This window comes from Raoultella sp. T31 (assembly GCF_002806725.1).
Classification (GTDB): domain Bacteria; phylum Pseudomonadota; class Gammaproteobacteria; order Enterobacterales; family Enterobacteriaceae; genus Klebsiella; species Klebsiella electrica.
This window is the reverse complement of the sequence record NZ_PIBO01000008.1, coordinates 53,780-66,204: the sequence shown is the minus strand read 5'-3', so window position 1 is coordinate 66,204 and position 12,425 is coordinate 53,780. Positions and strand designations below refer to the sequence as shown.

General features: G+C 61.0%; 10 protein-coding genes and 1 pseudogene. 1 reads left to right on the top strand and 10 read right to left on the bottom strand.

What is annotated here, in order from left to right:
* Positions 1-70: 70 nt before the first annotated feature.
* From CWM52_RS07975 to CWM52_RS07955, 5 genes and pseudogenes are all read right to left on the bottom strand, one after another.
* Positions 71-1,001 (bottom strand): annotated as a pseudogene (locus tag CWM52_RS07975) (MurR/RpiR family transcriptional regulator).
* Positions 967-1,920, bottom strand: coding sequence for an iron-siderophore ABC transporter substrate-binding protein (locus CWM52_RS07970; RefSeq protein WP_100683603.1), 954 nt, complete (start codon positions 1,918-1,920; stop codon positions 967-969). Before CWM52_RS07970 ends, CWM52_RS07975 begins: the two are co-directional and overlap by 35 nt.
* Positions 1,921-1,929: 9 nt before the next feature.
* Positions 1,930-2,988, bottom strand: coding sequence for a FecCD family ABC transporter permease (locus tag CWM52_RS07965; RefSeq protein ID WP_100683602.1), 1,059 nt, complete (start codon positions 2,986-2,988; stop codon positions 1,930-1,932).
* Complete coding sequence (locus tag CWM52_RS07960) at positions 2,985-4,004, bottom strand: FecCD family ABC transporter permease (protein WP_100683601.1); 1,020 nt, start codon at positions 4,002-4,004, stop codon at positions 2,985-2,987. The genes CWM52_RS07965 and CWM52_RS07960 overlap by 4 nt, the downstream gene beginning before the upstream one ends.
* Positions 4,001-4,822: an ABC transporter ATP-binding protein gene (locus CWM52_RS07955; protein WP_100683600.1), complete on the bottom strand. Its 822-nt coding sequence runs from the start codon at positions 4,820-4,822 to the stop codon at positions 4,001-4,003. The genes CWM52_RS07960 and CWM52_RS07955 overlap by 4 nt, the downstream gene beginning before the upstream one ends.
* Before the next feature lie 567 nt (positions 4,823-5,389).
* On the opposite strand from CWM52_RS07955, the gene CWM52_RS07950 reads away from it, so the two are divergent.
* Positions 5,390-7,411: a TonB-dependent siderophore receptor gene (locus CWM52_RS07950; protein WP_165785360.1), complete on the top strand. Its 2,022-nt coding sequence runs from the start codon at positions 5,390-5,392 to the stop codon at positions 7,409-7,411.
* A 46-nt stretch (positions 7,412-7,457) separates the two neighbouring features.
* Here CWM52_RS07950 and CWM52_RS07945 read toward each other — a convergent pair whose 3' ends face one another.
* From CWM52_RS07945 to mhpD, 5 genes are all read right to left on the bottom strand, one after another.
* A complete protein-coding gene (locus tag CWM52_RS07945) occupies positions 7,458-8,183 on the bottom strand; it encodes a polyphenol oxidase family protein (RefSeq protein ID WP_100683599.1) in 726 nt (241 codons plus the stop codon).
* 200 nt (positions 8,184-8,383) lie between these two features.
* Entirely contained in the window at positions 8,384-9,580 is a 1,197-nt protein-coding gene (gene mhpT / locus CWM52_RS07940; RefSeq protein ID WP_100683598.1) for a 3-(3-hydroxy-phenyl)propionate transporter MhpT, read from the bottom strand.
* A gap of 78 nt (positions 9,581-9,658) precedes the next feature.
* Positions 9,659-10,675: a 4-hydroxy-2-oxovalerate aldolase gene (gene mhpE, locus CWM52_RS07935; RefSeq protein ID WP_100683597.1), complete on the bottom strand. Its 1,017-nt coding sequence runs from the start codon at positions 10,673-10,675 to the stop codon at positions 9,659-9,661.
* A complete protein-coding gene (gene mhpF, locus CWM52_RS07930) occupies positions 10,672-11,622 on the bottom strand; it encodes an acetaldehyde dehydrogenase (RefSeq protein ID WP_100683596.1) in 951 nt (316 codons plus the stop codon). The genes mhpE and mhpF overlap by 4 nt, the downstream gene beginning before the upstream one ends.
* Entirely contained in the window at positions 11,615-12,421 is an 807-nt protein-coding gene (mhpD, locus tag CWM52_RS07925) for a 2-keto-4-pentenoate hydratase (RefSeq protein WP_100683595.1), read from the bottom strand. Before mhpD ends, mhpF begins: the two co-directional genes overlap by 8 nt.
* Between the last annotated feature and the right edge of the window lie 4 nt (positions 12,422-12,425).

Below are 12,425 nucleotides of genomic sequence, written 5' to 3'. Positions count from 1 at the left end.
TTGCATAAAAATACACACCATCACGACGACTTGCAACAGGAAACCTTTCCGCGGGCGCATTATCGCGGACTTAGCCGCGTTTACCGCCGGATTTACCAATCGCTTTATGCAGTTCGTTAATGCGCTTCATCGACTTCATGGTCCGCTGCGGCGTGGTCGTCGCCACCGACAGCACCAGCATTTCGAGACACACCAGTACCGTGCCATGCAGCGGTACCCGGCCGTTATCGCCGCCGCGCGGGACGTCGATCACCACCTGCGCCTCCTGACTGAAACGCGAGTCCAGCGCCTGGGTCAACAAAATCGTCGGGATCCCCAGCCGCCGGGCTTCGCGCAGCGCGGTCATCCCTTCGCGATGCGGCGATTTCTGGCCCATCATCATCATCACATCGCCGCGCTGCAGGCCGATTAGCTGCTCGGCAAGGCTGAAACCGGTGCGGTTGAGCACGCAGGAGGGTAAGCCGATACGGCTGAACAGCCTGCCGGTGTACTCCGCCAGAATCCCCGACGCCCCGATGCCGAAAATCGCCACCTGCCGCGCCTCGCTGAGTAGCGCCACCGCCTGGGCGACGGCGGCGCGGTTGGCGGGGCGAGAGAGCACTTCGCAGGCGCGCTGATGGCCCTCCAGCACAAAATCAATGCTCGAATTGACATCGCAGGAGAGCGCATTCACCGTTGACAACATTTTCTCCGATGAGGTGATGGCGGGGCCGAACCAGCGCTCCATGGTCTGTTTCAGCTCGCGCAGCCCGGCAAAGCCCAGCGCCTGAATCGCCCGCACCACGGTGGCATCCGAAGTCTGAGTCGCCGCGGCGATCTCCATCGCCGTGCGCTCCAGCACCACTTCACGGTTTTCGTTGATATAGCTGACGACCGCCAGCAGGCGCGGCGACAGCTGGTGCGCCCGGGCGCGAAAGCGTTCGCCGAACAGGTCGACCCGCCCTTTCTCTCTTTTCACCGGTGTTTTCATTTCCGCTCCGCCGGCAGCGGACGACCGGCAATGTGCGACTGCACCTGCGCCACCATCAGGGTCAGGGCGGCATAGGAGTTGGAGATAACCTCCTCGCGCGGCAGCAGGATATAGCGGCCGCTGCGGCAGGCGCGCATAAAGTCGCACCAGCCGGGCATCACCCCTTCCATCGCCTGCAGCTCCTCCTGCGGTTTACCGCCGGTATCCGATCGCCAGGTGGCAAAAACAAAATCCGCATCCAGCTCCGGCAGCTGTTCGGCGCTGACGTCAATGCGCTGTCCGTCAGGGATCTTGTCGATCAACGGCGGAAAACGGAACCCGGCATCGCGCAGCACCCGTCCCAGCGCGTGGTAAGCGTGGTGAACGGTGACTTTGCCATTGTTGGCCTGAATCACCGACACGGTGATATTGCGGGTATCCACCAGCGCTTTAAGCTGGGCTATCTGCGCCTGATAGCGGCGCTCAAGAATCGCCAGCCGCGCTTCGCTGCCGGTGAGCTGCGCCAGCTTGCTGTAAATTCGCGGCGCGCTGCCCTGCAGATGGTCAATGCTGACCGTCGGCGCAATCTTCTCCAGCTGTTCCACGGAGACGTGGCGGCTCGGTTCGGTAATAATCAGATCCGGCTTCGCCGCCGCCACCGCTTCGAGGTCGATATCCGCGGTGCCGATAAACTGGATCGCGCTGTTATCAAAATCGACCCCGGTCAGCTGAGCGCTGGAGCGCAGATAGTGGCTACCGTCGGGACGGGTGCGCCCGTGGCTGGCCACCGGCGGCACGCCAAGTTCAATCAGCGGAATCGTGATATCCAGGTCGTGCATCGAGACGATACGCTGCGGATGCAGCGGCACCGTCACCACCCGCCCTAAATCATCGGTAAACGTGTGTGTTTGACCCTCGGCGGCGCTGGTCACGCCCGCCGCTAACAACAGCAAAGAAATAAGCCAACGCATAGCAACCCTTCAACATGACAGGGCGTCACGACGACGCCACAGCAGCAAGATAAAAAACGGACACCCCACCAGCGCAATAACAATTCCGGCCGGAATTTGCAGCGGCGCGAAGGCCACACGGCCGAGGGTATCGGTAAACAACACCAGCAGCGCGCCAATCAACGCGCTGCCGCACAGTAGCGACATCTGGCCGCCGCGCAGCAAAAAGCGCGCCATATGGGGCGCCATCAGCCCCACAAAGCCAAGGCTGCCGACGCAGGAGACGCTGGCAGAGGTCAGCAGCACCGGCGCGAAAAAGCGCAGCAGGGTCAACTGCTGCAGGCGCACACCGAGCCCTACCGCGGTACGGTCGCCAAGCTGCGCCACATCCGCCGCCCTGGCGGTCAGAAACAGAATCAATGTTCCCGGCAACGCCCACAAAAAGGCCACCGTCAACAGCGTCCAGGTTGCCGCATGCAGACTGCCGGCAAGCCAGATCATCGCCGTTTGCACATCGCGCACATCGGCGGTAGTCATAAAAATGCCCACCGCCGCCGCCAGCGTCCATGAGACGCCAATACCGATCAGAATGAAGCGCGGCCGCGAGCAATCGCGGGCCAGCACCAGCACCAGCAGTGCCACCAGCGCCCCGCCGAGAATCCCCGCCAGCGGCCGCCAGACCAGGCCGACGGCGGGAAAGAACAGAATCAACGCCAGCACCACGACGCTGGCCCCCTCTTTAACGCCAATCAACCCCGGATCCGCCAGCCCGTTACGGGTGATGCTCTGCATCGCCGCCCCCGCCAGGCCGAGCATGGCGCCGCACAGCAGCGCCATCAGCAGCCGTGGGAGGCGAATATCAAACAGGATAAAGCGCGACTGTTCGCCAACGTTTTCCGGGGCGAAGAGCGCACGCGCAAGGGTACCGGCAGGCAGCGGAAAGCTGCCGCGCGTCAGGCCAAAGCTTGCCAGAAGCAGAATGGCGATAATCAGCGCCGCGGCGATGTTCAGCGCCGCCGGGCGCAGGAGCAGATGGCAACGCCCCGCGCGAAGGGGCCGGAAACCGGCACGGCGCACCGCGTTTTTCATTTAAAAAACCTCGCGGCGATAAAGATAAATACCGGCGCGCCAACCAGCGCGGTCATCGCCCCGGTCGCCAGCTCCTGCGGCGCCACCAGGGTACGGGCGGCGATATCCGCGAACAGCAGCACCAGCGCCCCGACCGGCGCCGCCAGCGGCAGCGCCAGACGAATATCTTCGCTGACCAGACGACGGATGACGTGCGGTACCACCAGCCCGACAAAACCTATCGGCCCGGCGACCGCCACTGCCGCGCCGCACAGCAGCGCAATGGCGCCCAGCCCCAGCAGGCGGGTCTGCACAAGGTTCACCCCCAGCCCGAGCGCCACCTTGTCGCCCAGCGCCAGAACGTTGAGACGAGGCGCGATAAGCAGCGCGAGCAGGCCCCCGGCCAGCGCCGGAAGCGCCGCCGCGCGTAAAACTGACCAGTTAAGCCCGGCCAGATCGCCCGCCAGCCACGTGCGCATCGCCAGCAGCGTTTGTTCATCCAGAATCAGGATCGCGGCGGTCACCGCCGAGGCAAAGGCCGAGAGCGCCACGCCGCAGAGCGTGATGCGTAGCGGCGTCGCCCCACCGCGCCCGGCGGTCGCCAGCAGCATGACGCCGCCAAACAGCAGCGCCGCGCCGCCGGCGGCAATCAGCGGGCGACCCGGCGTCATTGCGCTCAGACCCAGCGCCGATGTTGCGACTACCGCCAGCGAGGCACCGGCATTCAGCCCCAGAATATGCGGCTCCCCCAACGGGTTACGAATCACCGTCTGCAGCAGCAGACCGGCGACGCCCAGCGTCGCGCCGGTCAACAGCGCCGCCGCGAGGCGAACCAGACGCAGTTCGACAATAATCCGCTGGTCAAAATTACGCGGGTCATAGTGCAACAGCGCCTGGAGCACCGTCTCCGGCGCAATCCAGCGCGCGCCCAGTCCCAGATGCACCACCGAACCAACAATCAGCAGCAGCGCCAGCAGCACGATCGCCCGTTTTGGTCGCGCCCGACGGCGGCGCAACGGCAACGCGCAGGCGCTCATTGGGCTTCCCCCTGGGGCGCGCGAAAGGGCATAAAGAAGGGTTTACCGGTCTGCGGGTTGAGCGACATCTGTACCTCAACATCAAACACGGTTTTGATAAGCTCCGGGGTACAGCTGGCGTTTTCGTCCACCACCCCGGCAATACGCCCTTTCTTGAGGAACACCAGGATGTCGGCATAGTTCACCGCGAAGTTCAGGTCGTGCAGCACGGTGACCACCGTGCGTCCATGTTCGCGGGTCAGGGTTTGCAGCAGTTCGAGGATATCGACCTGATAGCATAAATCGAGCCAGGTGGTCGGTTCGTCCAGCAGGATCGTCGGCGTTTCCTGCGCCAGCGCCATCGCAATCCAGCAGCGCTGACGCTGGCCGCCGGAGAGGCTGTCTACCGGCAGATGGGCAAACTCGGCGGTGCCGGTTAACGCCATGGCCTCTTCCACCGCCCGTTCGTCGGCATCAGACCACTGGCGCATCAGCCCCTGCCAGGGATAGCGCCCGCGGGAAACCAGTTCAAAAACGGTTAATCCTTCGGGAGTGAGCGGAGACTGCGGCAGGATCCCCAGCTGACGCGAAACCGCCCGGGTCGGCATGGCGTGGATCATCTGCCCATCCAGGCGCACGCTGCCGCCAAGCGGTTTCAGCATGCGGGCAATCGTCGACAGCAGCGTGGATTTACCGGAGCCGTTGGCCCCGGCCAGTACCGTCATTTTACCGTGAGGGATCGTCAGATGAATGTCATCGACAATCAGGGTCTGGCCGTATCCGGCCGACAGGGAATCCAGCACGATTCCCCGCTCTGCAGGTATCACCCGCTGTGGCATAACTCGCTCCTGCGCCGCAACGGCGTGGCATCAGCCAGCACGCTCTGCAGTCAAACAAAAATAAATCTCATTCTCTTTTGATCATGCTGCGGATGCATGTAGTAGTCAATACCCTGTTTTAGCGGACATAAAATGTCTTTACTACCAGGGTAACTGTGTAGAGACAGATATATTTTTCATATATAAAACAAAATATTATATAATAAACACCGGCAATAAAAAGCGCCAAAAACGCCTATCTGGCAACGGCTGATTTTTTATCTTACAGAACATTTACTACTACATCCTCTCGTGATTGAATGATTCTCAATTACATGCCTGAACGCAAATCATCGCGCATAACAGGCAGATAATATTTTTAAGGGCAATGATTTAATTGGCTTTTTCTGTCTGCAAAGGACAGATTCGTTCACGAGAAACAGATAAATGACGCGATCAACGATCCCTTTCACCACGCTGAAAGGGCGAGCTCTTTTTTCACTGATATTTTTGGGTTCTTTTACCTCACCGGGATTAATTGCCGCAGAAAACAGCGTCAGCAGAGAGAAAAAGGCTGGCGACGAAACCATGACGGTGGTCGCCGGGCGCGATCGGCAAAATGACACCAACGGCTATCAGCCGGTTGCCAGCTCAACGGCGACCTTAACATCAATGCCGCTACTGGATATTCCGCAGGTGGTGAACACCGTCAGCGACAGAGTGCTGGAAGATCAGCATGCCACCTCACTTGACGAGGCGCTGTATAACGTTGCCAACGTCGTCCAGACCAACACTCTCGGCGGCACCCAGGATGCCTTTACCCGCCGCGGTTTTGGCGCCAACCGCGACGGCTCGATCATGACCAACGGTCTGCGCACCGTCCTGCCGCGCAGCTTTAATGCCGCCACCGACCGCGTGGAGGTGCTGAAAGGCCCGGCCTCCACGCTGTACGGCATTCTCGACCCCGGCGGATTGGTTAACGTGGTCAGCAAACGCCCGGAGAGCGCCTTCGGCGGCTCGGTTTCCGCCACCTCCAGCAGTTTTGGCGGCGGCAGCGGCCAGTTTGACGTCACCGGCCCCATCGAAGGCACGCGGTTGTCCTACCGGCTCATCGGCGAATACCAACGCGAGGATTACTGGCGCAACTTTGGTAAAGAGAAAAGCAGCTTTATCGCCCCTTCCCTGACCTGGTCAGGCGACAGAGCGACGGTGAACGTATCGTACTCCCATCGCAACTACAGTACCCCGTTCGATCGCGGCACGATCTTCGATCTCAACACCGGTCACGCAGTCGACGTCGATCGGAAAACGCGTTTTGACGAGCCGTTTAACACGACCGACGGCTATTCCGATCTGGCGCAGCTCAATAGCGAATATCGTCTGAACGATGCCTGGACCGCCCGCTTTGACTACAGCTACAGCCAGGATCACTACAACGATAACCAGGCCCGCGTGACAGCCTACGATTCAGCCACCGGCAATCTGACCCGCCGCGTTGACGCCACCCGCGGCTCGACGCAGAAGATGCACGCCACCCGCGCAGACCTGCAAGGCGACGTGGTTGTCGGCGGATTTTATAACGAAGTGCTCACCGGCATCGCCTATGAGAATTACGATCTGCTGCGCACCGATATGATTCGCTGCAAGAACGTGAAAGGGTTCAATATTTACAACCCGGTCTACGGCACTATCGGCCCCTGCAACGCCGTGTCGGCCTCCGATAGCGATCAGCGTATTCAGCAGGAGAGCTACGCCGCCTACGTTCAGGATGCGCTCTATCTGACCGACAAGTGGATTGCCGTCGCCGGGATACGCTATCAGTACTACACCCAGTACGCTGGCAAAGGGCGGCCCTTCAACGTCAACACCGACAGCAGCGACCAGAAATGGACACCGAAATTTGGTCTGGTGTATAAGCTGACGCCAACCGTATCGCTGTTCGGTAACGTTGCGCAGTCGTTTATGCCGCAGTCATCGATCGCCAGCTATATCGGCAATCTGCCGCCGGAAGAGTCCACCGCCTATGAAGTGGGCGCTAAGTTTGATCTGTTAAGCGGCATCACCGCCAACATCGCGCTGTTTGATATTGATAAACGCAACGTGCTGTACAACGAAATCATCGGCGATGAGACCGTCGCTAAAACCGCCGGCAAAGTGCGTTCACGCGGCGTCGAGGTGGATCTGGCCGGTTCGATTACCGATAACCTGAGCGTGATTGCCAGCTATGGCTACACCGACGCGAAAGTGCTCGACGATCCTGACTATGCCGGTAAGCCGCTGCCCAACGTCCCGAAACACACCGGTTCACTGTTCCTGAGCTACGACATCCATAACGTCTACGACAGCAATACGCTGACCATCGGCGGCGGCGGACGCGCGTTGAGCAAACGCTCCGGCACCAACGGCGCGGACTATTATCTGCAGGGCTACGCGGTCGCCGATCTCTTCGCCGCCTATAAGATAAAGCTGCAATATCCGGTGACGCTGCAGGTTAACCTGAAGAACCTGTTTGATAAGACCTACTACACCTCATCCATCGCCACCAACAATCTGGGCAACCAGATTGGCGACCCGCGGGAAGTGCAGTTTACGCTGAAAATGGACTTCTGATTGTCTCACCACGCCCGGACAGCCGTCGCGGCCTGTCCGGGCAATATCAGGCCTCGCGCATAATCCACGAATACTGGAACGTCTTCTCTGCCGGGAAGTGGGTACGCCGCCGGTAAGAACCAAGCGATTGCGGCGTACAGTAGGTACAGCTGCCCAGCCATTCGATATGACTTTCCACCACCCCGGCGCGGCGCAACAGCAGTTGGCCAAAGGCCCGCAGATCGAACCACATCGTGTCGTCCCCCGTCGCCCGCGCTTTTTCCGCCGCAGGCTCAGGAACGCGGCGGTGCAGAAACAGCCGATCGCGGTACTGTCTGACCAGCCCGGCCACGGGCATCGTCAGCAGCGTCTGATAAAATGCCGCCGAAACTTCATAGCAGCAGGTCTGAATATGCGGCCCGATCACCACCACCACCTCGTCCGGCGCTATGCCATACCGGGCAAAGAGATCGAGGCTATTAGCAATGATTCCGCTCGCCGCGCCGCGCCAGCCCGCGTGTACACTGCAGACAAAGCGCTCGTCGCGGGAGGCCATGAGCATCGGCAGGCAGTCGGCTGTCACCACCCCCACCTTCTGCCCGCTGACGGCGGTAAACATCGCATCGGCGTGGGGTCGCTCCGCCTGCGGTGCCCGATACTCATGCACGATATTGCTGTGAACCAGTTTAACCGGCGCCATTTCGCTATAGGGAAAGGCGGCGGTTTCATGAGCGTCGAGAAAGGCGTAGCGGATACCGGGGATATCGCTCAGTAAGCAAGATGTAAAAGGCATGATACCCGGAAGAATGAATGGATGATAATTTAACGTATGCCAAAGCGGAGGTATGCGCAAGGCGGAGGACAGCGCGCCGGTTCCCCCCTCCCCACTCTCCTCAGGGGGGCAAACATTTAATGACGGTGCATAATTGCCCCGGCTCGCGCTTCGCTTAGCCGGGCTACAAGTCCGATAGTCCGGACAAGACGCGAAAATCCTCAGGCCAGCGCGGCGCGCTTTTGTCGATTCATCAGCCAGAACACCGCCACGCCGGCCAGCAGAATCCCGGGCGCTGAGGCGGCCATCACCCCAACAGTGCCGGTACCCAGCGCCAGCATTTTTCCAGCCAACAGCGGGCCGCTCATCGCCCCGATGCGGCCAATCGCCACGGCGGTTCCCACTCCCGTGGCGCGGATTTCGGTGCGATAAAATAGCGGGGCCAGCGCATAAAGTACGCTCTGCCCGCCGGTAGCAAACAGCCCGGCGACAAAGCCGGAGAAGAGCATTGTGGTAAGCGACGTCGCGGTTCCCAGTGCCAGCAGCGAGGCCAGCATACCGCTGTAGATCAGCAGCGACATCCATAGCGGGCTGAGTTTATCCATCAGAGATCCCAGCAGCAGCGTACCGCAGGCAGCGCCAAACTGCAGGACAAACATCACTCCTGCCGCCTCACTGGGGCTGAATCCCTGACCGACTAACAGCATCGGTAGCCAGTTAATCAGCATGTAAACCACCAGCAGCGTGAAGAAATAACACAACCACAGCAGCAGAGTGGCGGTGGCGTTGCCCGGCGCGAGGAGCATTCGCAGCGGCGCGCCTTGCGTGCTGCGTTGAAAAACCTGCGATTCCGGCAACCAGCGCATCAGGAATGGTACAAGCAACAGCGGAACGATACCGCCGACCCAAAACACCGTTTGCCAGGCCCTGGCCAGACCAAAAAATCCCAGCGCCGCTGCCAGCGCCGCGCCGATAGGCACGCCGCAGTACATCAGGCTTACCGCCCTCCCGCGAAAGCGGGGACCCGCGGCCTCGGAGGTTAAGGCAATCAGATTCGGCAGCGCCGCACCCAGCCCGACGCCGGTTAACAGGCGCGCCAGCAGCAGCGTCGGGTAATTCCATGCCAGGGCAGTGGCGATGGAAAACAAGCCGAACAGCAGCACCGAGCCAAGCAGAATACGTTTGCGCCCATAACGATCCGCCAGAATGCCGCCCACCAACGCCCCGGGCAACAGGCCAAGGATCCCGGCGCTGAATATCCAGCCCATCTGCATTTTATCCAGCGCGAACGCCTGCGCCATGCCGACAGCCGCAATGCCGGCAGCCTGCAGATCCAGCCCTTCCATCAGGGCCACCATAAAACAGAGCCCGACAGTTAACATCAGGCGCGAATTGTTTACAGTAGTTGTCTTGGTCATAGGGTACCTCTGCGATATCCGGACAAACGGAGCAGATGAATGGCGGCTGATTCATTGCCAGCCGCGCGTTTCTTTGATTTATTGATGACGATTAAGCAGGTCCAGCGCAACGTCGACGATCATATCTTCCTGGCCGCCCACCATCCGTCGTTTACCCAGCTCGACGAGAATATCGACCGCGCTCAGACCGTAGCGCGCGGCCGCCACTTCACTGTGACGCAGAAAGCTGGAGTACACCCCGGCATAGCCCAGCGCCAGCGTTTCGCGATCGACGCGCACCGGGCGATCCTGCAGCGGCCGCACCAGCTCATCGGCGGCGTTCATCAGCGCATACAGATCCGTGCCGTGGTTCCAGCCCAGCTTGTCCGCCGCCGCAATAAAGACCTCCAGCGGCGCATTCCCCGCCCCGGCGCCCATTCCGGCAAGGCTGGCATCGATGCGATCGCAGCCCTCTTCCACCGCGGCGATAGAGTTGGCGACGCCGAGGCTCAGATTATGGTGCGCGTGCATCCCGGTGGCGGTTTCCGGCTTCAGCACCGCCTTGAGGGCGCGGAAACGATCGCGAATATCGTTCATATTCATCGCCCCGCCGGAATCGACCACGTAAATGCAGGTCGCGCCGTAAGATTCCATCTTCAGCGCCTGTTGCGCCAGCTGTTCCGGGGTGGTCATATGGCTCATCATCAGGAAGCCAACGGTGTCCATGCCCAGCTCGCGGGCAAAGGCGATATGCTGAGCGGAAACATCCGCCTCGGTGCAATGAGTCGCAACGCGCACCACTCGCGCCCCCGCCTGATAGGCGTTTTTCAGATCGTGCAGCGTCCCGATGCCGGGCAACAGCAGCGTGGCTATTTTCGCTTGCGTGACGGACTCTGCCGCCGCCTCGATCCATTCGATATCGCTGTGCGCGCCAAAACCGTAGTTAAAACTTGATCCCTGCAGACCGTCGCCGTGGGCCACTTCAATCGAATCGACGCCGGCCTTATCCAGCGCCTGCGCGATCTGGCGGACGTTATCCAGCGAATATTGATGACGGATGGCGTGCATACCGTCGCGCAGCGTCACGTCCGAGATATAGAGTTTTTTACCGTTCATGCTGTTTCTCCCGCCGCGTCATTCATTGATTGCGCCATTCTTTCCGCCGTCGCCAGCGCCGCCGAGGTCATAATATCGAGGTTGCCCGCGTAGGCAGGCAGGTAGTGCGCCGCCCCCTCAACCTCGAGGTAAACCGCCGTTTTCAGGCCGGAGAAGCGGCCAACGCCCGGCAGGTTCACCGGCTTATCTTCCGGGATCACCTCAAACTGCACCTGCTGTTTCAGGCGATATCCCGGCACGTAGGCCTGCACCGCGGCCGCCATCTGCGCGATGGAAGCGGCAATCTCCTGCTGCGAAGCCGCTTCGCTGAGGACATAAACGGTATCGCGCATCATCAGCGGCGGCTCCGCCGGGTTCAGCACGATAATCGCTTTGCCTTTCGCCGCCCCGCCCACTTTCTCAATCGCCTGCGAGGTGGTTTCGGTGAACTCATCGATGTTAGCGCGCGTTCCCGGCCCGGCGGATTTGCTGGCAATCGAGGCGACGATTTCCGCATAGTGCACTTTTGCCACCCGGGACACCGCCGCCACCATCGGGATCGTCGCCTGGCCGCCGCAGGTCACCATATTGACGTTGCCCTCGGCAAGGCTGGCCTCAAGATTGACCACCGGCACGCAGTACGGGCCGATGGCCGCCGGGGTCAGGTCGATCACGCGGATCCCCGGCCTGGCTTCCCGCAGCGCGGCGTCGTTTTTCACATGCGCCCCGGCGCTGGTGGCGTCAAAAACGAAATCGATATCGGCGAATTCCGCCATCTGCATCAGGCCGCCCACCCCCTCGTGCGTGGTGGCGACGCCCATGCGCCGGGCGCGGGCCAGACCGTCGGATTCAGGGTCGATACCGACCATCACCGCCATCTCCAGGTGCTGGCCGTGGCGCAGAATTTTGATCATTAAATCGGTGCCGATATTGCCGGATCCGATAATGGCGACTTTACGTTTACTCATGACTGCCTTCCTCTTCGGCGACAAAAGTTGCCGCCACTGAACCTAAACCGTCGATATGGGCCTCAAAGCGATCGCCTGGGTTAATCGCCACCATTGGGCCTAGCGCCCCGGTCAGCACAATATCCCCCGCGCGCAGCGGCTCGCCGAGGCTGGCCATTTTGCGCGCCAGCCACACCGCCGCATTGAGCGGATGGCCGAGGCACTCGCTCCCCCGCCCGCTGGATACCGCTTCCTGATTACGGGTCATGCTCATGGTGCAATTTTTCAAATCCAGCCCTTCCGGGCGCCGCGCCGGGCCGCCGAGGACATACACACCGCAGGAAGCGTTATCGGCCACGGTATCGACAAAGCCTATCGACCAGTCGCGGATGCGGCTGCCGACCACTTCCAGCGCCGGCAGCACCCACGCAATCGCGGCGTACAGCTCGTCAAAGGTGGTGTCGGCGTGCGGCAAATCCTGTTTCAGCACCAGGGCGATTTCCGCCTCCACTTTGGGCTGGAGCACGCGGGCATACGGCACCCCGGCGTTATCGCCGTAGCACATGTCGGCGAACAGGGTGCCGAAGTCCGGCTGGTTGACGCCCAGCTGCTGCTGTACTTTAGGGTGCGTGAGCCCGACTTTACGTCCGACAACCCGCCGTCCGCAGGCGACATGGTGCTGAACGTTAATGCGCTGAATGGCATAGGCCGCCTCCGCGTTATCTGCGCCGAGGAGAGCGCGCAGCGGTTCAATGGCCCGCCCCTGGGCTTCGGCGTCACGCAGCCGTTGCGCCAGTTGTTCGAGAGATTGCGTTGTCATCACG

Excerpts from the sequence above, each read along its gene's own strand:
- CWM52_RS07970 (WP_100683603.1), bottom strand. The coding sequence starts at position 1,920 with ATGCGTTGGCTTATTTCTTTGCTGTTGTTAGCGGCGGGCGTGACCAGC.
- CWM52_RS07965 (WP_100683602.1), bottom strand. The coding sequence starts at position 2,988 with ATGAAAAACGCGGTGCGCCGTGCCGGTTTCCGGCCCCTTCGCGCGGGG.
- CWM52_RS07960 (WP_100683601.1), bottom strand. The coding sequence starts at position 4,004 with ATGAGCGCCTGCGCGTTGCCGTTGCGCCGCCGTCGGGCGCGACCAAAA.
- CWM52_RS07955 (WP_100683600.1), bottom strand. The coding sequence starts at position 4,822 with ATGCCACAGCGGGTGATACCTGCAGAGCGGGGAATCGTGCTGGATTCC.
- CWM52_RS07950 (WP_165785360.1), top strand. The coding sequence starts at position 5,390 with ATGACGGTGGTCGCCGGGCGCGATCGGCAAAATGACACCAACGGCTAT.
- CWM52_RS07945 (WP_100683599.1), bottom strand. The coding sequence starts at position 8,183 with ATGCCTTTTACATCTTGCTTACTGAGCGATATCCCCGGTATCCGCTAC.
- mhpT (WP_100683598.1), bottom strand. The coding sequence starts at position 9,580 with ATGACCAAGACAACTACTGTAAACAATTCGCGCCTGATGTTAACTGTC.
- mhpE (WP_100683597.1), bottom strand. The coding sequence starts at position 10,675 with ATGAACGGTAAAAAACTCTATATCTCGGACGTGACGCTGCGCGACGGT.
- mhpF (WP_100683596.1), bottom strand. The coding sequence starts at position 11,622 with ATGAGTAAACGTAAAGTCGCCATTATCGGATCCGGCAATATCGGCACC.
- mhpD (WP_100683595.1), bottom strand. The coding sequence starts at position 12,421 with ATGACAACGCAATCTCTCGAACAACTGGCGCAACGGCTGCGTGACGCC.